Below are 24,552 nucleotides of genomic sequence, written 5' to 3'. Positions count from 1 at the left end.
CTCTTTCACAGGGCATGGGTGTGCCGAGCGACCTGCCGTAAAGGTGATAGGTCACGCGGTACTAAGTCAGCACAGTGGGAGACTTCGCTCCAATGGAACTTCCTTGGCTTTATTCCTTTGTGAAGTTGGCCGAATACCTGCATTTTGGCCGGGCCGCGTCAGCACTTTGCCTCAGTCAATCGGCACTGAGCGTGCAGATTCGCAACCTCGAATCTGCCCTCGGTGTTTCACTGTTTGAGCGCGATAGGCGGTCAGTGTCATTGACCCGGGCAGGCGAGGGTTTCCGCCAAAATGTGCAGCGAATCCTTAAAGAACTCGAAGCCGCCAAACGAAATGCCAAGCAGTCTGCGACCGGGGAAGTCGGCACGATTCGGATTGGATTCGTTCAGTCCGCCGCGCTTGGAATTGTTCCAAAAATTGTTCGCTACTACCGGGAACACCTGCCGGGCGTGCAGTTGAACATGGTTAATCTGCCCTCCGCGCAACAAGTTGCCGCATTGCTCTGCAAGGACATCGACGTTGGCTTTATTCGCTTGCCGTTTGAAGCCAAGGAGCTGGCTGTGCAGCCGTTGGAGGAGGAGCCTTTCATGTGCTTTCTTCCAAGGAACCACCCCCTGACCAAGTGCAGGAAAATCGATCCCAAGGACCTCGGTTCGGAGTCTTTCATTCTGTATGAGCGCCGCCAGGCGCCTGGTTTTTTTGACCGCATGCTGAGCATTTGCCTCGCGTCGGGCTTCAGCCCCAACGCGATTCAGGAAGCCTGCGAGATGCAAACCATTCTGAGCATGGTCGCATCGCAAATGGGCGTTGCCCTGTTGCCGAAGTCCTCGGGTGCTCTGGGTCTTACCGAAGTCGTGATGCGCCCGCTCGCCGGCACATGGCCTCCGTCCGAGACGGGTACAGCCGTGCTGAGTCAGCACGTGGATGACTCATTGATCGGGCGGTTCCTGCAGGTCGCCAAGGCTCAGAGCGGAACCCGGTTGTAATGTGTTTTTTCGATCACAGGCTGTCGATCATTTCAAGAAGGGCATTGCGCCGAAGGTGATCTAATTCAAGGGGGTTCCAACACGATGTAAGCGAGGATCACGATGAACAGACGACACTTCACGACTCTTACGATCAGTGCTGCAGCGGCAGCGCTGATCAGAAACGCATCTGCCCAGGCATCGACGGCGGTGTCCCCTGACCGTCTGCTGGAGGCACTTCCGAGTCCGATTGAGGGGCCGGGCAGTTGTCCTGTCCTGCCAGAGCTTCCGCCGCCTTTGTCCGATGCGATCACGCAAAAGCTGTTTCCTGGTTTCAAGTCACAGTTCATCAAGACATCGGGAGCGACGATCCGCGTATTGACCAAAGGCGACGGGCCGCCCTTGCTGTTGCTGCACGGTCACCCGGAAACGCATGTCACCTGGCACAAGGTCGCTCCGGCGCTTGCCAAAGAATACAGCGTTGTCATACCGGACTTGCGTGGCTACGGCGACTCCAGCAAGCCGGCTTACAGTGAAAATAACAGTAACTACTCTTTCCGGGCCATGGCGCTGGATCAGATCGAAGTGATGAAACAGCTGGGTCATGCGACGTTTCTTGTTGCAAGCCACGACCGAGGCTCGCGCGTTGCACATCGACTCTGCCTGGACCATCCCGACGCCGTGAAGAAAGTCGTCTTCATGGACATTGCGCCGACGCTGACGATGTATGACGGCACCAACAAAGAGTTTGCGACCCGCTACCTGTGGTGGTTCCTTCAGATTCAGCCCAGTCCAATGCCCGAACATCTGATAAGCCTGGACCCTGCGTATTACCTGCGCGAACACCTCCTCGTGCAAAGCAAGACGCCCGGTGCTGTGACGCCGGAAGCCATGGCGGAGTACATCCGCTGCTACTGCTGCAAAGGAACTATTCGTGCCGTTTGCGAGGACTACCGCGCGGCCGCAGGGATCGATCTAGATATGGACCGCGCCGACGATACGGCGGGCCGCAAGGTTCAGGCCCCCGTGCACGCCTTGTGGGGCGCAAAGGGCACGGTGGGTGAACTCTGGGATGTGCTGGCTACCTGGAAACCCAAGGTCGCAGGCCCTTTGACCGGCAAAGCGTTGCCTTGCGGCCATCTGCTGCCTGAGGAACGACCTGAGCTGGTGCTTGCAGAGTTGCGGGCCTTCTTCAATGCCTGAGATGCCGCCTGGATTCAGCACTTGCGAAAGCGTGCACCAACCCCGTCGGAGGCTGCTTGGCGCAGCCTCCTTGGGATGTGCAATGGGCCTCAGTTACCCTGGTAGACAGGTTTTCTCCCTTCGGCTTCCGCCTTGCGTCCTTCCTGAAAATCGTTCGATTTATACAGCGCTGCACGTTGCACATCCAAACCGGACAGCGCATCGGCTTGCACCGGGTCGATCACCCGATGTGCAGAGGCCAGCGATGCTTTGATCCCCAACGGGCCATTGGCAGCGATTTTGTTTGCGATCTTGATGGCTTGGTCCAGGGAAGATTTGGGACCGGCGATCTCCTGGATCTCTCCCATGCGGTAGGCCTCACCTGCGGTCCAATGATCGCCCGTCAGGATGTAGCGCATCGCGTTGCCCCAGCCGGCTTCGCGCACGAAGCGTACGGTCGAACCACCGCCCGGGTAACGACCGTGGGTATTTTCGTCCTGCCCGAAGTCGGTGTTGTTCGCCGCGACCCGTATATCGCCAACCAGAAACAGCTCGTGCGCCATATTCCACGTGTCACCGTGCACCGCCACAATCAACGGTTTGGTGAGGAAGGGCATTTTCTTGCCGAGCGGGTCAATCGCGCCGTCACCGAGCGTCACCCCGCCCGAAGTAGCAGCAGCCTTGAAGCCTTCAACGTCCAGGCCCTGCGAGAAGTTTTCGCCGTGCCCGAACAACACTGCGGCACGCAGCGACGGATCATGGTCGTAGTCGTAATAGGCCTTGGCGAGGGCCAGATACGCTTCCGGATCCAGCCGGTTCTGAATGGAAGGCCGGTTGATACCGATCAAGACGACCTGACCGCGACGCTCGACAGTGATCTTGTGGGCTGCACTGGTGGGAATATCGACCATGGTGACGTTGGCAGCGGGGGCTTTGGCGTCGTCGACCGATTGCGCAAAGGCAGACGCCGTGGACAGGGAAAGTGCTGAGAATATGAAGATCGTCTGGAATAACCTTTGCATCGAGAGTTCCCTTTGTGGAATGGGTCGCAGCGACTCGGCGGGGCGCCAGATTGGCGTCGACGCAGGGAGGTTAAAGGAGGGAATGAATCGGCTATAGGCGGCAAGCGGGACTAACTTTTATTCCTGGTTGGAATGCTCGTTTGCGGTTGATCTCGTTCTAGCCAAGCTTAAAAACGGGCTCGCAAAAAACGGGGTCAGACCACTCTTGTCTGAATGTGGTCTGACCCCGTTTCCCCCATGATATTTCGCAGATTTATTCAGGAGCTGCTTGCGGCTCGGATCAAGGCCTGCGCAAAAAGCGGATGCCTTAATTAGTGACCAGGTTGGTATCTACAAATCGGTAGGTGAACTCCATGGGGTCGGCAGTCAATCCATTCTGCTGCATATAGTTGGAATAGGAATCCCATTGGGCGTTGATAAGGCTGGAAAAGTTATCTGGAAGATCCATCTGCTTGGCGACTATTTCAAACCACGTTCCCTGGAGGGCATAGGTCTCGCGTAGTTTGGGTTCAATTTGAGCCAGAGCATTCAACTGCCCGGGCTCAAGTTTGCCGATGGATTTTAAAATGTAGAAATCCACTAGCTTTAGAAATGGTTTGCCTTCGTAGCGGCTCATGGCTGCCTCCTTGCGCATGGGTTGATGGATGCATTGAACCACACACCCAAACGCCCCGCACTTCAACCAAAGGCGGGCGTTTTCTCTATCGGTATCAGTGGTGATCATGTTCACGGAGGGAAGGAGTCATTTGAAATTGCCTATAACCCGCAAGCGCTTTAGCATCGCGTGCAAATAACCGATGGTCGACAGGCGCAACGCTATGACGAGCTCTGCACACATTTTTTACAACTCAAAACGCGTTGGTTTGACGTTGTCAGACGTTGCCAGACACCTGCGAGAAAACGCCCCGTGGCACGTCTCGGTAACGGAGTGGAGTGGCTATGGGATAGTCATCCCACAATTGCTGGTCCATACCCCTATCCCTTTTCTGATTCAAATTGAGGACGACCCTGACTGGGTACCTGGGGAAATTCAGGAAATTATCGGATGGGAAAACCTCGACCCGAACGGCGAGACCGCACAAAAAATAGCTCAATATGATGCAAGGCTGGCCATCCAGTCGACCACGCCGGACCAAGTGATTAATGACGGTTCGTCGATAACGGTGTCCACACTGGGGGCGGCGATAGACCCTTGCGATGCAGACATTTCGGATGTGCTGATGCTGTTGTGTCGCAAGATCGACGGCGCCATTCACGACTGTGTAAACGGTGGTGTCACCGTTGGCTGACTGAAAAAAAGGTCAGATCAGCATAGTTTTAAATGTTGTCTGACCCCAATTTGCTTGATCTGCCAGCTTATTGATTTGAAATCTTAGCTACCCGCTACCGAGACCTCCCGCTCCATCAATCTGTCCAGCAACAAAACCCCCAACTCACTCAATTGGTGAATCGCCAGCGCCACATCGCGCTGCTTGCCGGTTAGATCCTCCGACAGGTCGAGCAACAAGGCGGTCACCGAGGAAAAGGTTTCATAGCTGTTGGTGATCAGGGTTTCGCTGCTGGCGTCGGCGGCGATACTGAACAAGCTGGGTGTTGGAGGCGGGTTGGGCGTTACTTTATGCATGTGTGTTGTACCTGATTAGGGCCAACACCTCTTCGCTACTAAACGAAGGGGTGGCAGCTGTGCACAGGTTAGTAGACCGGGGAAACACACAAAGCCGGCGCGCCCGCGGGCGCCCTGCGCACAGCCACCATCAAGCACAGACAAAAACATCTGAGAGATGAGCTCATGCACTTTATGTTGTCACGCGGGCTACTAAACCCGATCACTGAGTATTCAGCGACCGGGCAACCTTAGAGACGCCCACTCCAGCGCACAAGCCGGCGGATTCTGACGCACGCGTAGGCAAAGGAGCAAGGCGCTGTCGCCTAGGACTTTGCTGTTTCAGGGCTTGCTGTAGGACATGTACTCATTCTGCAAAACAATATGGTCGGCCACGTACTTCGCGTCGTGCCACACGCCATAGATAAACGACGACGCACGGTTGACCAGGTTGGGCAGGCCGAGGAAGTAAATCCCGCTCTGCGCCGAGATGCCGCGCTTGTGGAAGGGCTCGCCTTTTTCGTCGAAGGCATCCACTTGCAGCCAGCTGAAATCGAATTTAAACCCGGTTGCCCACAGAATGGTGGTCACGCCAACCTCGGCCAGGTTCAGGCTGAGCGTGGGGTTAACCAGGCATTCGGGGTCGGGCAGCAGTTCCCAGGCGTCGGGTTCCTGGGGGAAGGGCAGGCCGTTGGCTTCGATGTAGGCGTCGGCGTCGCGCAGCACGTCGAAGTAGGCGCGGTCGCCTTCGGCCACGTTGGCGGCCAGGCCGGGTTCGAAGGTCATGACGCCGTCGTCCCAGTTGCGGGTGACGCCGACGAGGTGGATGCCTTGGTGGGCGAGCCGGCGGAAGTCCACGGTCTTACCGCCTTCGTAGCCACTGACGGCAAAGGCCACGTGCTTTTTCTTCGGCTGGATTTTGACTTCGTCCCACAAGCCCAGCGCCCCCAGCCACCAGCAATAGTCGCGGCCACGGTAGGCGCGGGGCGGGCGGTAGTGTTCGCCGACGGACAGGTAGACGGTTTTGCCGGCCTTTTGCAGTTCTTCGGCGATCTGCGAGCCGGAGGCGCCGGCGCCGATGACGAGTACGGCGCCCTCGGGCAGTTGGCCCGGGTTTTTGTAGGTGGAAGAGTGCAGTTGGTGCAATGGCGCCGAGGCTGGGACGATGTCCGGGATGGACGGGCGCTGGAACGGGCCGGTCGCGGCCACCACATTGGCGGCTTCGATCACGCCGGCCGAGGTGGTGACCTTGAAGCCGGGGCGGCCCACGTGGCGTTCCACTTGCTGCACTTCCACGCCGGTGCGCACGGGCGCCTGCAGTTTATCGACGTAGGCTTCGAAGTAGTCGGCCATGCGCTCTTTCGGCGGGAAGGCTTCGGGGGAAATGCCCTCAAATTTCAGCCCTGGAAAACGGTCATGCCAGGCCGGGCCGTTGGCGACCAGCGAGTCCCAGCGTTCGGAACGCCAGCGTTCAGCGATGCGGTGGCGCTCCAGCACGATGTGCGGCACGCCCATCAGGGACAGGTGTTCGCTCATGGCAACCCCGGCCTGGCCTGCGCCGACGACCAGGGTGTTGATGGTTTCTACTGACATAAGGCGTTTCCTGGAAATAAGAAATTTATCTGCGCAACACCGAGGCCCAACTGTGGGAGCTGGCTTGCCTGCGATGCGGGCGGCCCGGTGTGTCAGGCAGACCGGGTTGATGGCATCGCAGGCAAGCCAGCTCCCACAGTTGAGCGGTGGTGTACTTACGGTTTCAGCAAGGTGGCTACCGCTGTGAGGGCCAGCTCGTAACCCAACGCGCCCAACCCGGCGATCACGCCCGTGGCGGCCTTGGACAAGTACGACTGATGCCGAAAGCTTTCGCGCTTCCAGATATTGCTCATGTGCGCTTCGATGATCGGGCCGTCGAAGGCCAGTAGCGCATCCAGGATCGGCACCGAGCTGTAGCTCAACCCGGCGGCGTTGATCACGATGGCGTCACCGTTCAGCCGGCCCTCTTGAATCCAGTCCACCAGCACGCCCTCGTGGTTGCTCTGGCGAAACACCAGGCTCAGGCCCAGTTCGCTGGCGTGGCGGTGGCAGCGCGCTTCAATGCTGGCAAAGCTCTCACTGCCGTAGGCGCCGTTTTTGTCCAGCCCGTAGAGGTTGGCGTTGGGCCCATTGAGAAAAAACACGCGGTGGCTCATGGCGTACTCCAGGTTATTCAGGGCTGCCAGTCATCTGGCACCACGGCGATCACGTCGATTTCCATCAGCCATTCCGGCTGGCCCAGGCCGGAGATCACCAGCCCGGTGGAGATCGGGAACACGCCTTTGAGCCACTTGCCGACCTCCTGGTACACCGGTTCGCGGTAGCGCGGGTCGATCAGGTAGGTGGTGGTTTTGACGATGTGCGACAGGTCGGAACCGGCCTCTTCAAGCAGTTGCTTGACGTTTTTCATCGCCTGTTCCGCTTGCGCACGCGGGTCGCCGAGGCCGACGAGGTTGCCGTCGAAGTCGGTGCCTATCTGCCCGCGTACATAGATGGTGTTGCCGGCGCGCACGGCCTGGCACAGGTCGTTGTCCAGCGCTTGGTTGGGGTACGTCTGCTTGGTGTTGAACATGCGGATACGGGTGTGGGTGGGCATGGCGCAAACTCGTCGGAAGCGGGATGACAGCAGCTTCACACCGCGCCGGTTCTGGCGAAACCAGCATTTGCGCGGGGTAGTGCTTAGGAAAAACCGAAGCCTGTGCGCCTCGTCGGCTGGGGCAGTGACCCGGCACGAACTCTGCAATACCGACTGCGGATACCTACTTGTTGTTGCTGTGGAGGCGTGATGCTCAGTCGAATTACTCAACGCCAGCTGGAATATTTCGTCGCGTCCGGCGAGGCGGGCAGCATCAGTGCTGCGGCGGAACGCATCCATGTGTCGTCGCCGTCGATCTCGGCGGCGATCACGCATATGGAAGCGGAACTGGGGATTCAGCTGTTTGTGCGGCATCACGCCCAGGGCATTTCCCTCACGGCCGTGGGGCGCCAGGTGATGCAGGAGGCCAAGCTGATTCTGGAGCAGATGACCAACCTCTACACCATCGCCTCCGAATCGTTGAACACCGTGCGCGGGCCGTTGCGGGTGGGTTGCCTGGAGTCGCTGGCGCCGATGATCACGCCGGAACTGGTGTTTGGTTTTGGCCGCGCCTTTCCCGGTGTTCGCCTGACCCAGGCCGAAGGCAACCATGAGGAATTGCTCGAGAAATTGCGCAGCGGTGAATTGGATATCGCCCTGACGTATGACCTGGTGACCAGCCCGGACATCGACTTCCAGCCATTGGCGCACCTGCCGCCGTACGTGATGGTGGGCGAGTACCACCCGTTGGCGACCGCAGCGGCAGTGAGCATGCAGGACCTCGAAACCTACCCGGTGGTGCTGCTCGACACGCCTTGGAGCCGTGACTATTTCCTCAGCCTGTTTATCCAGGCGGGCACCACACCGAACATCATCATGCGCTCCACCAACCTCGAAACGGTGCGCGCGATGGTCGGCAATGGCATTGGCTATTCATTTGCGAATGCGCGGCCCAAATCGAATATGTCCCAGGACGGCAAACGCGTGATTCGCCTGCGCCTGGCGGGCTCGCACCGGCCGATGCGCCTGGGCTACGCCACGGCCAGCAACACGCAGCTGTCGCGGGTGGTGTCGGCATTTGCCGAGCGCTGCCGCATGTTTGTGTCCGACCAGTACATCCCCGGCATGGCGCCGCCGAGCTTTTTTGACCCGCACGCGGTGCGGGTGTTGAGTGGTGTGAGCTGAGATTGCACCAATAAGTGGCGTGCGCGGTCGTGCGCGTTTTGCCCGTGCACCATTTTGGATAACACAGATCCACTGTGGGAGCTGGCTTGCCTGCGATAGCGGTCTGCCTGTGGATGAGATGCCAACTGAGCCACCGCCATCGCAGGCAAGCCAGCTCCCACATTAGCTATCAGTGCCTTCAGATGGCTGCATAGGTTCTGCCTACCCAGTGCCCCGGCTTTTACGAATTGACCCTGAACACCTCCCGCCACGACTCTGAACCCATCGATGTAGATCAACTTATTCAAGGCACCACGACGATGACTTTCGACTGGCACTACATGTTTGGTTTACTCGGCGATGCCGAGTTCTGGCGCGCGACGTGGACGGTCATCAAGCTCAGTACCCTGACCTGGCTCTTGAGCATCGCTCTGGGCTTTCTGCTGGCCCTGGCCAAACAATCGAAAAGCCCGCTGCTCAGCTTGCCGGCGCGTGGCTATATCTGGCTGTTTCGCAGCCTGCCGTTGTTGGTGCTGCTGATCTTTATCTACAACTTGCCCCAGGCGCTGCCGGGCACCTCGGCGATTCTGGCCGACCCGTTCTGGTCCGGCCTGCTGGCCTTGGTGATTTGCGAAACAGCCTATGTGGCCGAGATTCATCGCGGCGGTTTGCTCTCGATTCCAAAGGGCCAGGGCGAGGCGGCGCGGGCGTTGGGCTTGCGCTTCTTTGGCACCCAGATCCGTGTGGTGATTCCTCAGGCCTTGCGTGTGGCGCTCCCGTCACTGGCCAACGAATACATCTCCATCGTCAAGCTCACCTCGCTGGTGTCGGTGATCTCCCTCACCGAAATCCTGATGGTCGGCCAGCGCCTGTATTCGCAGAACTTCCTGGTGATTGAAACCATGGCGGCGGTAGCGTTCTTCTACGTGTTTATCGTCACCGTGTTCGACTTTCTGCTCAAACGCCTGGAGCGCTTCCTCGACGTCAATCAGCGCAACGTTTCTCGTGTGCCGGACGCCGCGGTGCTGGCTTTGGCCACTCAACAACGCCCGGCCATGGCGCGCCCGGCCAGCACCGGCGTCGCCGCGCTGCAAGCCTCGCGGTTGCACAAGGCCTACAACGATATCGAGGTGCTGGGCTCGGTCAATTTGCAGGTGCAGCCAGGTGAAGTGGTGTCGGTGATCGGGCCATCGGGTTCGGGTAAAACCACACTGATCCGCCTGCTCAACGGCCTGGAGCAACTGGACAACGGCGAGATCCACATCAACGGTTTGCCGTTCATTCATTTGAACAAAACCGGCGCGCTCAAACCTCAGTTCATCGAGCACGCCGAGCATCGCCTGAACATCGGCATGGTGTTCCAGAGCTTCAACCTGTTCCCGCATTTGAGTGTGCTCGACAACCTGCTGATGGCGCCCAAATACCACCGCCTCGGCGCCACTTCCGAGCTGAAGCAACAGGCCTACGCGCTGCTGCACAAGGTCGGCATGCTCGACCACGCCTGGAAGTACCCGCACCAGTTGTCCGGCGGCCAACAGCAGCGCGTGGCGATTGCCCGCGCCTTGATGATGCGCCCGCAAATCATGCTGTTCGACGAGCCGACCTCGGCCCTCGACCCGGAAAAAGTCAACGAAGTGCTCCAGGTCATCGAAGCGCTGGCCGGGGAGGGCATCACCATGGTGATCGTCACCCACGAGATGAATTTCGCCTTCAAGGTATCCGACCGCATCGTCTTCATGGAGAAGGGCCGCGTGGTCTGCGACGACACGCCGGTTGCCCTGCGCAGCGGCCACAACCCACGCGTCGAGGCGTTCCTCAAGGACGTATCGCTGGCGTGAACCCTTTAACGTTGAGGAACCAGAAAATGATCGGGCAAGCGCAAATCGAACAATTCCAGCGTGACGGATTTTTGGTGGTGCAAGACGTGCTGTCACCTGACGAAGTGGCCGCGTTGCAACATGACTTCGACCAGTGGGTGGAAGACAGCCGCAGCCACGCTGAAGGCTGGGGCGCCACCGTGGATGGCCGCGCACGGTTTGATCTGGAGGGCGATCACCGCCCGGATCACCCGTCGCTGCGCCGGGTGAGTTCGCCCACCGAGATTTCCCCGGTCTATGAGCGCGTGGCGTTGCACTCGCGCATGGCGGCGATTTCCGCCCAGCTGATCGGCGCTGGCGGCGCGCGTTTTCATCACAGCAAGATCAACTCGAAATTGCCGCACACCGCGACCCAAGTGAAGTGGCACCAGGACTTTCTGTTCACGCCCCACAGCAACGACGACATCGTCACTGCCTTGCTGATGGTCAGCGAAGTCACCCCGCAAAACGGCCCGCTGAATGTGATCCCCGGCAGCCACAAAGGCCCGCTGTGGTCGCACTGGCAGGACCAGCGTTTCACCGGTTCGGTGGACGATGCAGTGGTTGAAGAACACTGCCAGCAACCGGTGGCCTGTTACGGCCCGGCCGGTTCCGTGTGCTTCATGCACACGCGCCTTTTACATGCTTCCAGCCCTAACGAGACCGAACTGCCGCGCACCCTGTTCATCAGCGTCTACGCCGCTGAAGACGCGCTGCCATTCGGCGAAAACCCTTTGCCCAGCGCACACGCCGGCCTGCTGGTGGCCGGTGAAGAAAGCGGTTTGGTGCGCTCCACGGACAACCACATGCGCTTACCGCAGAAACCCCGTGGCGCGTCCTTTTTCGTGCAACAGGCCGGTCAAGACTCCGCCACTGCCTAACCTCCTAACCCTTGCAGGTAATGACCATGACAGCATTTCGTAAAAGTGTTCGCCCCCTTGCCGTGTGCCTGCTGGGCGCTGCGGTTGCACTGACCTCGTTGGCCGCTTCGGCGTTCCAGCAGGAAGGCAAGATCATTGCCGGTTCCGACGTGACCTTCTTCCCGTATGAGTACATGGACAACAACAAACCGGCGGGCTTTGATATCGAGTTCATGGAAGGCCTGGGCAAAGTCATGGGCCGCAAGGTCGAGACCCTCGACACGCGCTTCCCCAACCTGATCACCGGCCTGCAAGCCGGGCGTTTTGACGTGACCAACTCGTCGATGTACATCACCGCCGAGCGGGTCAAAGTCATCGACATGATCCCCTACCTGAAAAGCGGCGAGTCGATCCTCACCCTCAAGGACAGCGCGTACCAGCCCAAGACCCCGGAAGACTTCTGTGGTCACAAGCTTGGCTCCATGGGCGCCACTTCCTGGCTGGCGCAGATGCACAAGCTGTCGGATGAATACTGCGTGGCCAAGGGCTTGAAGCCGATTGCAATCAGCGAATACAGCACCGACCCGCAAACCACCCAGGCCTTGCTCGCCCACGCGGTTGAAGCGCAAATCACCGACGCCGCCGTGGCCCGTGGCGTGATCGACAAACTCGGCAGCCGTGTGGTGATTTCGTCCGACACCCTGATCTACCCGGTGCTCAACGGCTTTGGCGTGAAGAAGGGCAATGACGACGTGAAGAAAGCCCTGGTCGACGGCCTGGCGAAATACCGCGCTACCCCGGAATACGCCGCCTTGCTCAAGAAGTACAACTTCCAGGCACCGACCGACGCCGACATCGCCGAGCTGATGCCCAAGTAAGCCTATCGCGCGCGCCGCAGCTCTTTGCGGCGCGCGCCTTGCGGAGACCGATTCATGGCGTTATCCCTTGAAGAACAGGCACGCATTGATCTGGCGGCGACCTTTCGCATCATTGCCCACGTGGGCATGCACGAAGCGGTGGCCAACCACCTCAGCGCTGCCGTGTCGGCCGATGGCAAACAGTTTTTGCTCAACCCGAAGTGGAAGCACTTCTCGCGCATTCGCGCCAGTGACTTGCTGCTGCTGAACGCCGACGACCCGGCCAGTGCCGATCACCCGGAAGTGGACTCCACCGCCTGGGCCATCCACGGGCAGATTCACGGCCTGTTGCCACAGACCCGCGCCGTGCTGCACTTGCACCCTATCTACACCACCGCAGTGGCGTGCCTGGCCAAGCCGCATATCCCGCCGATCGACCAGAACACCGCGCGCTACTTCAACCGCGTGGCGGTGGATGAACTCTACGGCGGCATGGCCGACACCGAAGCCGAAGGCGCGCGCCTGGCCGGGTTGCTCGACGGCAAGAGCCGGCTGTTGATGGGTAACCACGGCGTGATGGTCACCGGGGTTTCCATCGGCGAAGCCTTTGACGATATCTGGAACCTGGAGCGTGCCTGCCAGATTCTGGTCACGGCGTGGTCCACCGGGCAGCCGTTGCGCGTGCTGTCGGATGAAGTGGCGGAGAAAACCGCGCGGGGCTGGGAAGGCATTGCGGACTTCTCGCGCCAGCACTTTGAAGAGATGAAGCAATTGATGATCGAGGCCGATCCATCGGTGCTCGACTGAGGGCTTTTTATGACGTTTTCCGTTGTCGCTCGCTGCGCTGAAACAGGCCAGTTGGGTATCGCGATCAGCTCCTCAAGTATCGCCGTGGGCGCGCGTTGCCCGTGGCTGCGGCCCGGCGTGGGGGCGGTGGCGTCGCAGAACATCACCTTGCCGAGCCTGGGGCCGTCGGTGCTGGACCGGCTGGAGCAGGGCATGGCGCCGATTGAGGCGTTGGCCAGGGCGCTTGAAAACGAAGAACACCACGAATACCGCCAGGTGACGGTGATTGATCATGAAGGCCGCACCGCGCATTTCAGCGGCGCGCAGACCCTGGGCATTCATGCCGCGCTGAGCGGTGAGCAGTGCGTGGCCGCCGGCAATATGCTCGCCAACCCCGGTGTGATCGACGCCATGGTGCGCGCCTTTGAAAACGCGCCCGGGCACCTCGCCGATCGCCTGCTCGCCGCGATGCACACCGGTCAGGCCAAAGGCGGCGAAGCCGGGCCGGTGCATTCGGCTGCGCTGATTGTTGTCGACGACTTATTGTGGCCTATCGTGAACCTGCGGGTGGACTGGGCCGATGAAGACCCGATTGGCGCACTCGACCAGCTCTGGCAAGCCTATCGCGGGCAGTTGCAGGCCTACATCGACCGTGCGCTTGACCCGCAACAGGCGTCGGGCTATGCCGTGCCGGGAGATGACCGATGAACAGCAGCCGCGACCTGCTCGCGCAGCTGGTGCGCTTCGACACCACCAGCCGTGAATCCAACCTGGCCTTGATCGATTTTGTACGCACCTATTTGCAAGGCTATGGCGTGGCCTGTGAGCTGGTGTTCAACGAACATAAAAGCAAGGCCAACCTGCTGGCGACGATCGGCCCGGTCGATGTGCCCGGTATCGTGTTGTCTGGCCACACCGACGTGGTGCCGGTGGACGGCCAGCGCTGGAACGTGGCGCCGTTCGACCTGACGGAAAAGGACGGCAAGCTGTATGGCCGTGGCACCGCCGACATGAAGGGCTACATCGCCTGCGTGTTGGCCTGCGTTCCAGCATTGGTCGCGGCGCCGTTGCGCATGCCGGTGCATATCGCGCTGTCTTACGATGAAGAAGTCGGCTGCCTCGGCGTGCGCTCGCTGATCGAAAGGTTTCACGCGCAGCCGGTCAAACCGCTGCTGTGCGTGATCGGCGAGCCCACCGAGCTCAAACCGGTGTTGGGCCACAAAGGCAAGTTGGCGATGCGCTGTGAAGTGCACGGTGCGGCGTGCCATTCGGCGTATGCGCCGTCGGGCGTCAATGCCATCGAATACGCCGCGCGGATGATCGGCGAGCTGGTAAGGCTGGGGGAAACACTCAAGGCGCCGCAGCATTTGAATGCGCGATTTGATCCGCCGTTTTCCACCGTGCAAACCGGTGTGATCTCCGGTGGCAAGGCGCTGAATATCGTGCCGCAGAATTGCAGCTTCGATTTTGAAGTGCGCTCCTTGCCGGCCCAAAATCCCTGGGAAGTGGCCGACCAATTGCGCGATTACGCCGAGCAAAGCTTGCTGCCTGCGATGCAAGCCGTGAGCGCACACAGCGCGATCAACTTCAGCGAGTTATCCAGCTATCCGGGCCTGGCGACGTCGGTAGAAAGCCAGGCGGCCGAATGGGTTGCGCAGTTCTGTGGTTCCCGGGATTACGGCACCGTGGCTTTCGGCAGCGAAGGCGGGCTGTTTGATCAGGCGGGCATTCCCACCGTGGTCTGCGGGCCGGGCAGCATGGAGCAGGGGCACAAGCCGGATGAGTTCATCAGCCTTGCACAACTGCAAGCCTGTGATCAGATGCTGGCGCGGGTGCTTGCGTTTGTGAGCCAGTAATACCAACGCCTATTCCCAGCCATGCACCGGGTAAAAATGTGGGAGCTGGCTTGCCTGCGATAGCGGTGGGTCAGCTGGCCCATGTTTGACTGATGGATTGCTATCGCAGGCAAGCCAGCTCCCACACTGGATGTGTGGGCTTCATCAGGCGATACCCCTCCCGGATCGTGTGAGAGCTAAGCCTCCAGCCACTGCGCATGAATCTGTGGGAAACGCTCCAGCAGCCACTGCGTAAAGGCCTGCACCTGCGGCGCGATGTGCGTGCGGCTCGGGTAGAGCAACGTCACCGGTCTGGGGGCGGGGCGGTAGGGCGCCAGGATTTCTACAAGGTCGCCACTGTCGAGGTGGTGGCTGACTGAAATGCCCAGCGCTTGAATGATGCCGAAACCCGCCACGCCACATTGAACATAGGTGTGCGATTCGGTCACCGTGATGGCGGCCTGACTGACATGCACGTGGTCCGCGCCGTCCACCCGAAAATGCCAGGGCAGGATCCGGTTGTTGTGGCCAGACAGAAAGCTGACGCCCTGATGCGCCGCCAGCGCCTCAATTCGCTCGGGTGCACCGTGGGCCCTCAGGTAGCTGGGCGCGGCGCAAGTGATCAAGGTCGCCATGCCCACGGGTCGCCCGACCAACGTGGAGTCCGGTAAATCGCCGATGCGCAGTGCGCAGTCCACCCCTTCGCCCACCAGGTCCACGGTCCTGTCGGTAACGCCGAGTATCAGGTTGATGCCTGGAAAAGCACTGGCGAATTCTTTCAGGCTGTCGATGAATTCGACTTGCGCAAAGGCCGTCGGGATGTCGACGCGCAACCTGCCACTGAGGGTCGCCCCGGTGGGGTCAAACATGGAGGTCGCGTCAGCAATGTTGCCGAGAATTTCCTGCACCCTCCCATAGAATTGCTCACCTTCAGCCGTGAGCGTGACTTTGCGCGTGGTGCGCTGGAACAGACGCACGCCCAGCGACGACTCCAATTCCTGAATGGCGCGCGTAACGTGCGGGCGGCCGATCGCCAGGGACTCGGCCGCCTTGGTAAAGCTGCCGAGTTCAGCGAGGCGGGCGAATAAGCGCATCGATTGGAGCAGTTCCATGGGGGGCCCTGATCACGGTTTTGGTTATGACTGTTGCATCAGAATAGAACAATCATGTGCATTTCTGCGTATTTATTGCCTCAGGCAAACGGCGAATGATGTGTTCAAGGCAATGCCGCCTCTCACGTCACGCGGGGAATACGTTATGAAGGCTTGGTTACTCAAAGAATTCGGGCTCGACAATCTGCACAGGGCTGAAGTGCCTACACCAACACCAAAGCCCGGCGAGCTGCTGGTCAAGGTGGGTGCCGTCTCGCTGAATTTTCGCGACAAGGCCATCGTGGATGGCATCTACGAACCGCACACAGTGCCAAAGGATCTGATTCCGGTAAGCGATGCCGCCGGTACCGTGGTCGCGGTGGGTGAGGGTGTTTCGCGCTTCAACGTAGGCGATCGCGTGAACTCGCACCTGTATTCACGCTGGCTGGACGGCGAACCCGGTCCGGATGAGCCGGACTACTGCTTTGGTTCTCCGTTGCCTGGCGGGCTGGCCGAGTACATGATCATCCACGAGGACAGTGCGGTGCGCGCCCCCGATAACATGAGCGACGAGGAGGCTGCCACGTTGCCGATCGCTGCGTTAACGGCCTGGTACTCGCTGGTGGATTTTGGGCAGATCCAGCCCGGTCAGACCGTCTTGGTCCAGGGCACCGGTGGGGTGTCCATCTTCGCTGTGCAAATCGCAACTGCGTTGGGGGCCAGAGTGATCGCCACGTCCAGCAGTGATAAAAACCTGCAAACCGTCATCGGCTTGGGCGCCGCGGCAGGTATCAACTATCGGAGCACGCCTGCCTGGCAAACGCAGGTGCTGAAGTTGACCGAGGGCAAGGGCGTTGACCTGCTGCTCGATGTTGCCGGAGGCAGTGGCATCAACCAGTCGGTGGCGGCCACCAAGGCTGCCGGGCGTATCGCGCAGATTGGTTTTCTGACGGGGCAGACCGTGCAATTGAACCTGATGCCGCTGATATTTCGTCAGACCACGATCCGCGGTATCGCTGTCGCACCGCGCTCATCCTTTGATCGGATGAACGCGTTTTTGAACGAGCACAAGATTCGCCCCGTGATCGAGCGGGTGTATTCGTTCGAACAGGCGCGCGAGGCTTATGAGCATCTTGCAAGAGGGGCATTTGGCAAGGTGGTCATCAAGATCGCTTAAATAATGCTCGCCACAGTGACCGTCAGCCTTTTGCCACACCCACTCGCCACTGCGCCGGCGGCAGCAACCCATTCACCAGGTAATTGCCCACAATTCGCGACTTGTACACCCGCGGATTGTGGTTCGCCAAGGTGCGCGCATTGCGCCACAACCGGTCCAGCGCCTTGTTACTGGCCGTGGCACTGGCGCCCAGTGCATCGAACAGCGCTGTAGTCGCAGCAAGCGTCGCATCAATCACCGGGTTTACCGCCAGGCATACTTCCAGCTCTGCCAGTGCCACCTGCGGGTCATCATCGTGCAGTGGCTGATCATGGGCGATCACGTAGTGCGCGGTCTGATCCAAGCGCCGCGCCGCCTGCTGTGTGATGGCCTGCGCGGCGTAGGCTTGGCTGGCGACTTCGCCGATCACTTGCAGCAATTGCACGTCTTGGGCAGCGGTGTCGGCGTTACCGGTGGTGAAGGTTCTGGCGCGTGCGCTGAGTTCTTCGGCGCCACTTAAAGCGGCACGGCGCGCGATGCCGGCGAGGGTAGCAAGGTGGTAGATCTGGAAGAACGATTGCCCGTAGCCAAACCGTTGCGTGGTGGGGCGCCCTTCGTCTTCCAGCGGGGCGTTGTCGAAGATGCAGGTGCCACTGGCGGTCAGGCGTTGGCCGAAGCCGTTCCAGTCATCGATGATCTGCACGCCGGGGGCCTTGAGGTTGACGACCACGCTGCGGGTTTCGCCGTCTTCGCCCGTGGCGATGGTGTTGATCAGGTCGCTGTAGAGCGCGCCGGTGGTGTAGAACTTTCTGCCGCTGATGCGCAGCGTGCCGCTTGCATCGCGGTGCAGGCGGGTTTCGAATTCACCACGGGTCTGGTTGCCGACTTCGGTGCTGCCCGGGGAGAGCAGGGCGCCTGTGCCGAGCCGGTCGAGCCAGGTGGCGCGCCACTCAAGGTCCTTGGCGCAGAGCACGTCTTCGCAAAAACCAAAATGCCCGCGCAGAGACTGAGTGATGTTGGAGTCGGCGGCGGACAGTTCGGTGAGCAAGGCGAGCAGTTCGGCGAAGGTTGCATCCTGGCCGCCGTAACGCGCGGGTAGACGCCAGCGCGGTAAACCCAGTGAGTTCAGTTGCTGGATAACCTCGGCCAGACTGGCGCGCGTCTGATCAGCCTCGGCGGCCTTGGCGAGAATCTGTGCAAACAGCGGGCGAAACGGTGCAGCCAGTTGTTCATAGCGGGCAGACGGCGGTGCGCCCCAGATGTTCAAAGCAGGATTGGACATGATTGACCTTGCCGGGCCGGCACGCGTGGTCGCGGCGGCGCTGTAAAAAAGGGTTCAGAAGCAGGGCCCAGTGGTCTGGTGACGTAACCCTAACCCACGGTTGGCGAAGTTTTTAATACGAAAAATAGCTATGGAGCTGTGCGCCAGTTCTATCGATAGTGCGCAACAGTATTAAACCTCGCGGTTTTATTGCGTTAGCTTCTACGGGCGCCACGCTCGGCGACCGCCAAACCTTCCTCTCATCACCAGACTGCACGCCCACAGATGGTTGAGTCAGCCATCAACCTGTGGATTGCGTTCATGATCAATCGTCGAAACCTGCTCGCCCTGTTGGGCCTGGCCTCTCTCACGCTGCACGGCTCATCGGTATGGGCGGCAGAGCCACTGACCCTGACTGTGGGCGACCAATTCTTTTCCAACCGCATCGTTCTGGAGCTGTCCGGCGAGCTGAAAGACTTGCCGTATAAAATCGATTTCAAACGCTTCAATACCGGCTCGCCAGTAGCCTCGGCCGTTGCCAGCGGTGCCCTGGATGTCGGCATCGTCGGTGACACGCCGGTGATCAGCCTCGCCGCCAATGGTGCGCCCGTGAAGGTGGTTGCCAGCACCCAAACCAGCCTCGACGGCGTCGGCATTGTGGCGCGCAAGGGCATTCAGTCGGTGGCCGACCTCAAGGGCAAGACAGTCGCGATCTGGAACGGTTCATGGAGCCAGCAATTGGCCTACAAAGCCCTGGATGAGGCCGGCGTGCCGCGCAGCAGCGTGACCTTCAAATACCTGCTTCCCGCCGAAGCCAGCCTGGCGCTGACTCAGGGTGATATCGACGCCTTCGGCACCTGGGAACCCTACGTGTCGCTGCAGGAAAAAGAGGGCAGCACGCTGATTCGCAATGCCAAGGGCCTGATGAGCGCGCCCACCTATATCGTCGCGTATGAACCGGCGCTCGCGCAAAAAGGCGCGATCATCAAAGATTTTATCGCCCGCCTGACCCGCGCCCGGGTGTGGAGCAACAGCCATATTGACGCGTACGCCGAAGCCTGGTCGAAGGCCAACCAATCAGCACCGGATATTGCCAAGGTGTGGTTCAAACGTGATGCGATCAAGGTGCTGCCGATCTCGCCGACAATTGTCAGCGAGGCCCAGGCCACGGCGGATTTCCTGGTGGATGCGCAAATGCTCAAGCAGCGGTATGACGTGACGCCGTTGTTTGATCGGGCGCTTTAAACGGCAGGAGAAACAAGCGCTAATAGATTCGATCGGCTGCTCCTGCGGGGGTTGGACTAGTGTTTTTTAACCCGGAGCTCACCGGTTTTGAAAATTCACTAGCATCAGAGGGGAGTAGCCAGTAGGCTACAAGTGACGTCGTGACTAATTTGATCGGCAGGACGCCGGAGTTCGATACATGGCTCGACGGTATGAGGGATATTTGCGGCAAAACGGCTGTTCTGACTCGGTTGGACCGCGCCGAAGAAAACAACTTTGGCGATTGCGAGCCGGTAGGCGAAGGCTTGAGTGAAATGCGTGTTTTTGTCGGGCCCGGCTACCGGATTTATTTTGTGCGCACGGGCATCGCTGCGTATCTGATGCTGTGGGGCAGTGACAAGACCGACCAGAACAGAGGAATCAAGCGGGCAAAAGAGATACTCGATGCCCTGAGAGGTAGATGAAATGAGCGAATCAAAATTCAAACCTGAGGACATGCCGATCCTCGATCTTGATACCTCCGGTACCAGCGTTTACGAAGCCTCGCGCTTCCTCGACAGCCCGGAGGTTATCAGCGCGTATCTGGCGCAAAGCATGAAGTCGCAAGACCCGCAGATACTGATGAAGGCGCTTGCCGAGGTTGCCAAAGCCCAGGGCGTGAACAAAGTCGCCGAGGCGGCGGGGGTCAATCGGGAGAGTCTTTATAAAACCCTGAAAGGCGGTTCGAAAACCCGCTATGAGACGATTCAGAAGCTGATGCTGGCCCTGGGTGTGGAGCTGACGGTGCAGCCAATTGCACCCAGGAAAACGGCCAGGGCAAAATCGACAGCGGCCAGTAAACCCTGATCTCCTGTGGCGAGCGGGCTTGTTGTGGCGAGCGGGCTTGCCCGCGTTGGAGTGCGAAGCGCTGCCAATTCAAACGACGCGGTGCAACTGATAGACCGCGCTGTCAGGTTTCAGGGCTGCTTCGCAGCCCAACGCGGGCAAGCCCGCTCGCCACAGAAAGCCCATTCCCAACAACAAGCCCGCTCGCCACAGGTGCTGTGTTCGCAGGGAGCCCTAACGCACCAGGCAAGGCTGCTTGTTGTTAAAGCTCCACCCCGGGATCAAAAACTGCATCGCCACGCTGTCATCCCGCGCGCCAAGGCCCATGCCTTTGTACACCTCGTGGGCCTTCGCCACGGCGTCCATATCAATATCCACCCCCAGGCCGGGCTTGCTCGGCACTTTCACATAACCGCCTTCGATTTTCAGCGGTTCCTTGGTCAGGCGCTGGCCGTCCTGCCAGATCCAGTGGGTATCGATGGCCGTGATATCGCCCGGTGCCGCGGCGGCGACCTGAGTGAACATCGCCAGGGAAATATCGAAGTGGTTGTTGGAGTGCGAGCCCCAGGTCAGGCCCCACTCATTGCACATTTGTGCCACGCGGACCGAACCCTGCATCGTCCAGAAGTGCGGGTCGGCAAGGGGGATGTCGACCGATTGCAACTGGATCGCGTGGCCCATTTCACGCCAGTCGGTGGCGATCATGTTGGTGGCGGTTTTCAGGCCCGTGGCACGGCGGAACTCGGCCATGACTTCGCGGCCCGAGTAGCCGTTTTCGGCACCGCACGGGTCTTCGGCGTAGGCGAGTACGTGGTGTTGATCGCGGCACAGGCGGATGGCTTCCTTGAGTGACCAGGCGCCATTCGGGTCGAGGGTGATGCGCGCGTCCGGGAAGCGTTCGGCCAGCGCGGTGACGGCTTCGATTTCGGCATCGCCGCTTAATACGCCGCCTTTGAGTTTGAAGTCGTTGAAGCCGTATTTGGCTTTGGCGGCTTCGGCCAGTCGTACCACGGCGTCGCTGGTGAGCGCTTTCTCGTGGCGCAGGCGGAACCAGTCATCGTCGGCGTCGGCCTCGTTGCGATAGGCCAAGGTTGTCGCGCTGCGATCACCGATATAGAACAGATAGCCGAGCATTTTTACGGCATCGCGCTGTTGCCCTTCGCCGAGCAAGGCGGCCACGGGCACTTCAAGGAATTGCCCCAGCAGGTCGAGCAGGGCGGCTTCCATGGCGGTGACGGCGTGGATGGTGATGCGCAGGTCAAAGGTTTGCAGGCCGCGCCCGGCCGCGTCCCGTGAGGCAAAGGTGCTGCGCATCTGGTTGAGGATGCGCTGGTAGTGGCCGATGGGTTGGCCGATCACCAGGCTGCGCGCGTCTTCCAGGGTTTCACGGATGCGCTCGCCGCCGGGCACTTCACCCACGCCGGTGTTGCCGCTGCTGTCCTTGAGAATCACGATATTGCGGGTGAAGTAGGGCCCATGTGCGCCGCTGAGGTTCAGCAGCATGCTGTCGTGGCCGGCGACGGGGATAACCTGGAAGTGGGTGACGACGGGAGTACTCATGGCAATTTCCTGAATAAGCTTAAAGAGGTTTACTGATGGCGGCGCCCGCTGGCACGGCGCTCGGCGTGGTCAATACGGCAGAGGGCGCAGTCTTGGCGAAGAACACCAGGATTGCCGCGAGCACCGAGGTACCCGCCAGGCCGTAGAGGCCGCCCTGGATTGAGCCGGTGGTCTGTTCCAAAAAGCCGAAGGTAGTGGGGGCTACAAAACCGCCCAGGTTGCCGATGGAGTTGATCAGCGCGATCACGGCTGCGGCGATGCGAACGTCCAGATAACCCTGTGGAATCGGCCAGAACAGCGAGGACGCCGACTTGAAACCGATGGCCGCAAAACAGATCGCGACAAAGGCGAAGATTGGCCCGCCGGTGGTGGACATGAACATCCCGGCGGCCGCGATCAACAGCGCTGCCGCGACCCAGGCCTGCTGGAATTTGAATTTGCCTGACAGCGAAGCGAAGGCGTACATGGCGATAATCGAGATCAGCCACGGAATGGAGTTGAAGAACCCCACCTGTACATCACTCAGGTCACCCATCTTCTTGATGATGCTCGGCAGCCAGAACGTCGCGGCGTAAATCGTCAGCTGGATGCAGAAATACAGGGCGCAGAACAGCAGGATCTGGCGGTCCTTGAGCAATTTGCCAATCGTCGGTTTGACCGTGGTCAGTGCCTCACGCTCACGCTGTTCCTGATCAATCGCGCCGACCAGTGCGTCCTGTTCTTCGCGAGTCATCCATTTGGCGTCATGGGGGTTGGAGTCGAGCCAGAACCACACGAAAAAGCCCAGCGCCACCGAGGCCAGACCTTCTATGGCGAACATCCATTGCCAGCCGTGAAAGCCAAACCCTTCGATTTGCAACAGCGCGCCTGACAACGGGCCGGAAATCAGCGAGGCCACCGCCGAACCGCTGAGGAAGATCGCAATGGCTTTGCCGCGCTCGACTCCGGGCAGCCAGCGGGTGAAGTAGTAGATCACCCCGGGGAAGAACCCTGCTTCAGCCACGCCCAGCAGGAAACGCAGAATGTAGAACTGGGTTTCGTTCTGAATGAAGGCCATCAGCGTGGCGACGATGCCCCAGGTGAACATGATGCGGGTCAGCCAGATACGCGCGCCAACCTTTTGCAGCAGCATGTTGGAGGGCACTTCGAATAACGCGTAGCCGATGAAGAACAGCCCGGCACCCAGGCCGTAGGCGGCGGCGCCGATGCCCAGATCATGCTCCATGTGCGTGCGCACGAAGCCGATATTGACCCGGTCGATGTAGTTGAGGATGAACATGATCACGAACAGTGGGAGCACATGGCCCTTCACTTTGCTCACGGCGCGCGCGAGCACTGAATCACTTTCTGGTGCGGCAGATGCATGGCTTGAATTGTTCACAATTCAAAACTCCCCCTGATTATTTTTATGCGGGTTTGCGTGTTTTGTTGACAGACATCATACAAGTTGTTTTTCAGGAATCGCAATGCAGTGCTGGGTGATTTTGTTCTTATAAGCCGGGTGAGTGAGTAGGTGTTTTGGTTATTTGTGCAGTGTTTACTGGGTTTTTATGAGGTTCGCTGTCAGTAAAGATGACGTCTGAAGCGTTCGGTGATTAGCCTGTGGGTTACTAGGCATTCAAACGATTAGATTGGTTGTCATACAAGTTGATTGATTTTCGAATCAAACCGGCAGGGGTGTTAAGCTCCCCCGCAGCCCAACCCCGTGGACCCGTAGCGATGCCGATTGACAGCGGAACCCTTGTCCGTAAACGTTCCAATAACCTCGCTCAGGGCGTGGTGGAGGCGCTGACCCAGCGCATCCTGCTCGGGCAGCTCAAGCCCGGTGAAAAACTGCCATCGGAATCCACCATCGTGCTTGAACACGGTGTGAGCCGAACCGTGGTGCGTGAGGCCATTTCCAAGTTGCAGGCATCAGGCCTGGTAGAGACGCGCCACGGCATCGGCACCTTTGTGCTGGAGCCGCACGCCCAACAAGGTTTGCGGCTGCACGTGGACACGGTCGCCAGCGTGCGCAACATGCTTGAGTTGCGCCTGGGCCTGGAGGTGCAGGCCGTGGCGCTGGCAGCGTTGCGCCGAAGCGACGAGCAACTGGCCCACATGCGCCAGGCGCTGGATGACTACCAGGCCTCGCTGGCCAACAACGACAGTTGCGTGGAAGAAGACAAACGCTTTCACCAACTGATCGCCGAAGCCACCGGCAATACGTTTTTCACCGAGATCATGCTGCACCTGGGCAATGCGATGATCCCGCGCACCCAGGTCAAGGGCGCCGAGCGCGGCGGTGCAGACTTTGCCAAACTGGGCCAATTGGCGAACCTGGAACACGAGGCAATCTTCAACGCAATCAAGCGCCAGGACCCCGACGCAGCGCGGGCGGCGATGGTGCTGCACCTGACCAACAGCCGCGACCGGTTTTCAGGTGAGTAATTTTCTGGTGACAAGGAACAACCGTTGAACGAACACACTTTATCCATGCGCCTGGAACGCGTGGCGGCGAACGTGCCCTTTGGTGCACGCCTGGCCGATATCGGCTCCGACCACGGCTACCTGCCGGTGGCCATGCTGCGTCGCGGTCTGATTACGGCGGCGTTGGCGGGGGAGGTGGCGGCTCCGCCGTTTCACGCGGCCCAGCGCACCCTGCGCGATAACGGCCTGGAAAAAAACATCACCGTGCGTCTGGCAGATGGCATGGCG

The 24,552-nt window shown here is 59.8% G+C and carries 26 protein-coding genes; 16 read left to right on the top strand and 10 right to left on the bottom strand.

Annotation, left to right across the window (positions count from 1 at the left end; genetic code table 11):
* Window positions 1-92 precede the first annotated feature (92 nt).
* Window positions 93-986 carry a LysR family transcriptional regulator gene (locus BFW87_RS01415; protein WP_078738215.1) on the top strand — a complete coding sequence of 298 codons (894 nt, stop codon included), beginning with the start codon at window positions 93-95 and terminating at the stop codon, window positions 984-986.
* 300 nt (window positions 987-1,286) lie between these two features.
* A complete protein-coding gene (locus BFW87_RS01410; protein ID WP_439848371.1) occupies window positions 1,287-2,168 on the top strand; it encodes an alpha/beta fold hydrolase in 882 nt (293 codons plus the stop codon).
* An 89-nt stretch (window positions 2,169-2,257) separates the two neighbouring features.
* Here the strand turns inward: BFW87_RS01410 and BFW87_RS01405 are convergent, their stop codons facing one another.
* Together BFW87_RS01405 and BFW87_RS01400 are read right to left on the bottom strand one after the other, a co-directional pair.
* Window positions 2,258-3,169: an enoyl-CoA hydratase-related protein gene (locus BFW87_RS01405; protein WP_078738213.1), complete on the bottom strand. Its 912-nt coding sequence runs from the start codon at window positions 3,167-3,169 to the stop codon at window positions 2,258-2,260.
* 307 nt (window positions 3,170-3,476) lie between these two features.
* Window positions 3,477-3,785, bottom strand: a complete 309-nt coding sequence (locus BFW87_RS01400; RefSeq protein WP_078738212.1) for a hypothetical protein — start codon at window positions 3,783-3,785, stop codon at window positions 3,477-3,479.
* Between the two features lie 202 nt (window positions 3,786-3,987).
* On the opposite strand from BFW87_RS01400, the gene BFW87_RS01395 reads away from it, so the two are divergent.
* Window positions 3,988-4,458, top strand: coding sequence for a hypothetical protein (locus BFW87_RS01395; protein ID WP_078738211.1), 471 nt, complete (start codon window positions 3,988-3,990; stop codon window positions 4,456-4,458).
* Window positions 4,459-4,541: 83 nt separating this feature from the next.
* Here the strand turns inward: BFW87_RS01395 and BFW87_RS01390 are convergent, their stop codons facing one another.
* From BFW87_RS01390 to BFW87_RS01375, 4 genes are all read right to left on the bottom strand, one after another.
* On the bottom strand, window positions 4,542-4,793 hold the full coding sequence (locus BFW87_RS01390) for a DUF6124 family protein (RefSeq protein ID WP_078738210.1): 252 nt from the start codon (window positions 4,791-4,793) through the stop codon (window positions 4,542-4,544).
* 321 nt (window positions 4,794-5,114) lie between these two features.
* On the bottom strand, window positions 5,115-6,365 hold the full coding sequence (locus BFW87_RS01385) for a flavin-containing monooxygenase (protein WP_078738209.1): 1,251 nt from the start codon (window positions 6,363-6,365) through the stop codon (window positions 5,115-5,117).
* Between the two features lie 155 nt (window positions 6,366-6,520).
* Window positions 6,521-6,961 carry a type II 3-dehydroquinate dehydratase gene (locus tag BFW87_RS01380; RefSeq protein WP_078738208.1) on the bottom strand — a complete coding sequence of 147 codons (441 nt, stop codon included), beginning with the start codon at window positions 6,959-6,961 and terminating at the stop codon, window positions 6,521-6,523.
* Between the two features lie 17 nt (window positions 6,962-6,978).
* Complete coding sequence (locus BFW87_RS01375; protein ID WP_078738207.1) at window positions 6,979-7,401, bottom strand: RidA family protein; 423 nt, start codon at window positions 7,399-7,401, stop codon at window positions 6,979-6,981.
* A gap of 189 nt (window positions 7,402-7,590) precedes the next feature.
* On the opposite strand from BFW87_RS01375, the gene BFW87_RS01370 reads away from it, so the two are divergent.
* From BFW87_RS01370 to argE, 7 genes are all read left to right on the top strand, one after another.
* Complete coding sequence (locus BFW87_RS01370) at window positions 7,591-8,565, top strand: LysR family transcriptional regulator (protein WP_078738206.1); 975 nt, start codon at window positions 7,591-7,593, stop codon at window positions 8,563-8,565.
* A 299-nt stretch (window positions 8,566-8,864) separates the two neighbouring features.
* A complete protein-coding gene (locus BFW87_RS01365) occupies window positions 8,865-10,382 on the top strand; it encodes an amino acid ABC transporter permease/ATP-binding protein (protein ID WP_078738205.1) in 1,518 nt (505 codons plus the stop codon).
* A gap of 26 nt (window positions 10,383-10,408) precedes the next feature.
* Complete coding sequence (locus BFW87_RS01360; RefSeq protein WP_078738204.1) at window positions 10,409-11,281, top strand: phytanoyl-CoA dioxygenase family protein; 873 nt, start codon at window positions 10,409-10,411, stop codon at window positions 11,279-11,281.
* A gap of 26 nt (window positions 11,282-11,307) precedes the next feature.
* Window positions 11,308-12,138 (top strand): ABC transporter substrate-binding protein, encoded by an 831-nt coding sequence (locus BFW87_RS01355; protein WP_078738203.1) that lies wholly within the window; start codon window positions 11,308-11,310, stop codon window positions 12,136-12,138.
* 54 nt (window positions 12,139-12,192) lie between these two features.
* The gene (locus BFW87_RS01350) at window positions 12,193-12,924 is read left to right on the top strand and encodes a class II aldolase and adducin N-terminal domain-containing protein (protein WP_078738202.1); all 732 of its coding nucleotides are present in this window, start codon (window positions 12,193-12,195) and stop codon (window positions 12,922-12,924) included.
* 9 nt (window positions 12,925-12,933) lie between these two features.
* On the top strand, window positions 12,934-13,611 hold the full coding sequence (locus tag BFW87_RS01345) for a DUF1028 domain-containing protein (RefSeq protein WP_078738201.1): 678 nt from the start codon (window positions 12,934-12,936) through the stop codon (window positions 13,609-13,611).
* Window positions 13,608-14,759, top strand: coding sequence for an acetylornithine deacetylase (gene argE / locus BFW87_RS01340; protein WP_078738200.1), 1,152 nt, complete (start codon window positions 13,608-13,610; stop codon window positions 14,757-14,759). Before BFW87_RS01345 ends, argE begins: the two co-directional genes overlap by 4 nt.
* 176 nt (window positions 14,760-14,935) lie before the next feature.
* Here argE and BFW87_RS01335 read toward each other — a convergent pair whose 3' ends face one another.
* Window positions 14,936-15,850, bottom strand: a complete 915-nt coding sequence (locus BFW87_RS01335) for a LysR family transcriptional regulator (protein ID WP_078738199.1) — start codon at window positions 15,848-15,850, stop codon at window positions 14,936-14,938.
* A gap of 145 nt (window positions 15,851-15,995) precedes the next feature.
* On the opposite strand from BFW87_RS01335, the gene BFW87_RS01330 reads away from it, so the two are divergent.
* A complete protein-coding gene (locus BFW87_RS01330) occupies window positions 15,996-17,006 on the top strand; it encodes a zinc-dependent alcohol dehydrogenase family protein (RefSeq protein ID WP_078738198.1) in 1,011 nt (336 codons plus the stop codon).
* Window positions 17,007-17,028: 22 nt separating this feature from the next.
* On the opposite strand, the gene BFW87_RS01325 is transcribed toward BFW87_RS01330, so the two are convergent.
* Window positions 17,029-18,267: an acyl-CoA dehydrogenase family protein gene (locus BFW87_RS01325; RefSeq protein WP_078738197.1), complete on the bottom strand. Its 1,239-nt coding sequence runs from the start codon at window positions 18,265-18,267 to the stop codon at window positions 17,029-17,031.
* Window positions 18,268-18,567: 300 nt separating this feature from the next.
* On the opposite strand from BFW87_RS01325, the gene BFW87_RS01320 reads away from it, so the two are divergent.
* The 3 genes from BFW87_RS01320 to BFW87_RS01310 all read left to right on the top strand — a co-directional run bounded on the left by BFW87_RS01320 (window position 18,568) and on the right by BFW87_RS01310 (window position 20,316).
* The gene (locus tag BFW87_RS01320) at window positions 18,568-19,491 is read left to right on the top strand and encodes an ABC transporter substrate-binding protein (protein WP_078738245.1); all 924 of its coding nucleotides are present in this window, start codon (window positions 18,568-18,570) and stop codon (window positions 19,489-19,491) included.
* A 140-nt stretch (window positions 19,492-19,631) separates the two neighbouring features.
* Window positions 19,632-19,934 (top strand): type II toxin-antitoxin system RelE/ParE family toxin, encoded by a 303-nt coding sequence (locus BFW87_RS01315; RefSeq protein ID WP_078738196.1) that lies wholly within the window; start codon window positions 19,632-19,634, stop codon window positions 19,932-19,934.
* A gap of 1 nt (window position 19,935) precedes the next feature.
* Window positions 19,936-20,316, top strand: coding sequence for an addiction module antidote protein (locus BFW87_RS01310; protein ID WP_078738195.1), 381 nt, complete (start codon window positions 19,936-19,938; stop codon window positions 20,314-20,316).
* 213 nt (window positions 20,317-20,529) lie between these two features.
* Here the strand turns inward: BFW87_RS01310 and gudD are convergent, their stop codons facing one another.
* Together gudD and BFW87_RS01300 are read right to left on the bottom strand one after the other, a co-directional pair.
* Entirely contained in the window at window positions 20,530-21,855 is a 1,326-nt protein-coding gene (gudD, locus tag BFW87_RS01305; protein WP_078738194.1) for a glucarate dehydratase, read from the bottom strand.
* 19 nt (window positions 21,856-21,874) lie between these two features.
* Window positions 21,875-23,236: an MFS transporter gene (locus BFW87_RS01300; RefSeq protein WP_078738193.1), complete on the bottom strand. Its 1,362-nt coding sequence runs from the start codon at window positions 23,234-23,236 to the stop codon at window positions 21,875-21,877.
* 338 nt (window positions 23,237-23,574) lie between these two features.
* On the opposite strand from BFW87_RS01300, the gene BFW87_RS01295 reads away from it, so the two are divergent.
* Together BFW87_RS01295 and BFW87_RS01290 are read left to right on the top strand one after the other, a co-directional pair.
* Entirely contained in the window at window positions 23,575-24,285 is a 711-nt protein-coding gene (locus BFW87_RS01295) for a FadR/GntR family transcriptional regulator (RefSeq protein ID WP_078738192.1), read from the top strand.
* A gap of 24 nt (window positions 24,286-24,309) precedes the next feature.
* Window positions 24,310-24,552 (top strand): tRNA (adenine(22)-N(1))-methyltransferase TrmK (locus BFW87_RS01290; RefSeq protein ID WP_139372379.1); only part of this gene is annotated, 243 nt, incomplete at its 3' end.

Origin of the sequence: Pseudomonas fluorescens (assembly GCF_002022275.1) — a bacterium.
Taxonomy (GTDB): domain Bacteria; phylum Pseudomonadota; class Gammaproteobacteria; order Pseudomonadales; family Pseudomonadaceae; genus Aquipseudomonas; species Aquipseudomonas fluorescens_AJ.
Note: the sequence above shows the minus strand (reverse complement) of the source record. Positions and strands in the feature narration are given on the sequence as shown.

Coding starts and splice junctions, on each gene's coding strand:
- BFW87_RS01415 (WP_078738215.1), top strand. CDS start 93: ATGGAACTTCCTTGGCTTTATTCCTTTGTGAAGTTGGCCGAATACCTG.
- BFW87_RS01405 (WP_078738213.1), bottom strand. CDS start 3,169: ATGCAAAGGTTATTCCAGACGATCTTCATATTCTCAGCACTTTCCCTG.
- BFW87_RS01400 (WP_078738212.1), bottom strand. CDS start 3,785: ATGAGCCGCTACGAAGGCAAACCATTTCTAAAGCTAGTGGATTTCTAC.
- BFW87_RS01395 (WP_078738211.1), top strand. CDS start 3,988: ATGACGAGCTCTGCACACATTTTTTACAACTCAAAACGCGTTGGTTTG.
- BFW87_RS01390 (WP_078738210.1), bottom strand. CDS start 4,793: ATGCATAAAGTAACGCCCAACCCGCCTCCAACACCCAGCTTGTTCAGT.
- BFW87_RS01385 (WP_078738209.1), bottom strand. CDS start 6,365: ATGTCAGTAGAAACCATCAACACCCTGGTCGTCGGCGCAGGCCAGGCC.
- BFW87_RS01380 (WP_078738208.1), bottom strand. CDS start 6,961: ATGAGCCACCGCGTGTTTTTTCTCAATGGGCCCAACGCCAACCTCTAC.
- BFW87_RS01375 (WP_078738207.1), bottom strand. CDS start 7,401: ATGCCCACCCACACCCGTATCCGCATGTTCAACACCAAGCAGACGTAC.
- BFW87_RS01370 (WP_078738206.1), top strand. CDS start 7,591: ATGCTCAGTCGAATTACTCAACGCCAGCTGGAATATTTCGTCGCGTCC.
- BFW87_RS01365 (WP_078738205.1), top strand. CDS start 8,865: ATGACTTTCGACTGGCACTACATGTTTGGTTTACTCGGCGATGCCGAG.
- BFW87_RS01360 (WP_078738204.1), top strand. CDS start 10,409: ATGATCGGGCAAGCGCAAATCGAACAATTCCAGCGTGACGGATTTTTG.
- BFW87_RS01355 (WP_078738203.1), top strand. CDS start 11,308: ATGACAGCATTTCGTAAAAGTGTTCGCCCCCTTGCCGTGTGCCTGCTG.
- BFW87_RS01350 (WP_078738202.1), top strand. CDS start 12,193: ATGGCGTTATCCCTTGAAGAACAGGCACGCATTGATCTGGCGGCGACC.
- BFW87_RS01345 (WP_078738201.1), top strand. CDS start 12,934: ATGACGTTTTCCGTTGTCGCTCGCTGCGCTGAAACAGGCCAGTTGGGT.
- argE (WP_078738200.1), top strand. CDS start 13,608: ATGAACAGCAGCCGCGACCTGCTCGCGCAGCTGGTGCGCTTCGACACC.
- BFW87_RS01335 (WP_078738199.1), bottom strand. CDS start 15,850: ATGGAACTGCTCCAATCGATGCGCTTATTCGCCCGCCTCGCTGAACTC.
- BFW87_RS01330 (WP_078738198.1), top strand. CDS start 15,996: ATGAAGGCTTGGTTACTCAAAGAATTCGGGCTCGACAATCTGCACAGG.
- BFW87_RS01325 (WP_078738197.1), bottom strand. CDS start 18,267: ATGTCCAATCCTGCTTTGAACATCTGGGGCGCACCGCCGTCTGCCCGC.
- BFW87_RS01320 (WP_078738245.1), top strand. CDS start 18,568: ATGATCAATCGTCGAAACCTGCTCGCCCTGTTGGGCCTGGCCTCTCTC.
- BFW87_RS01310 (WP_078738195.1), top strand. CDS start 19,936: ATGAGCGAATCAAAATTCAAACCTGAGGACATGCCGATCCTCGATCTT.
- gudD (WP_078738194.1), bottom strand. CDS start 21,855: ATGAGTACTCCCGTCGTCACCCACTTCCAGGTTATCCCCGTCGCCGGC.
- BFW87_RS01295 (WP_078738192.1), top strand. CDS start 23,575: ATGCCGATTGACAGCGGAACCCTTGTCCGTAAACGTTCCAATAACCTC.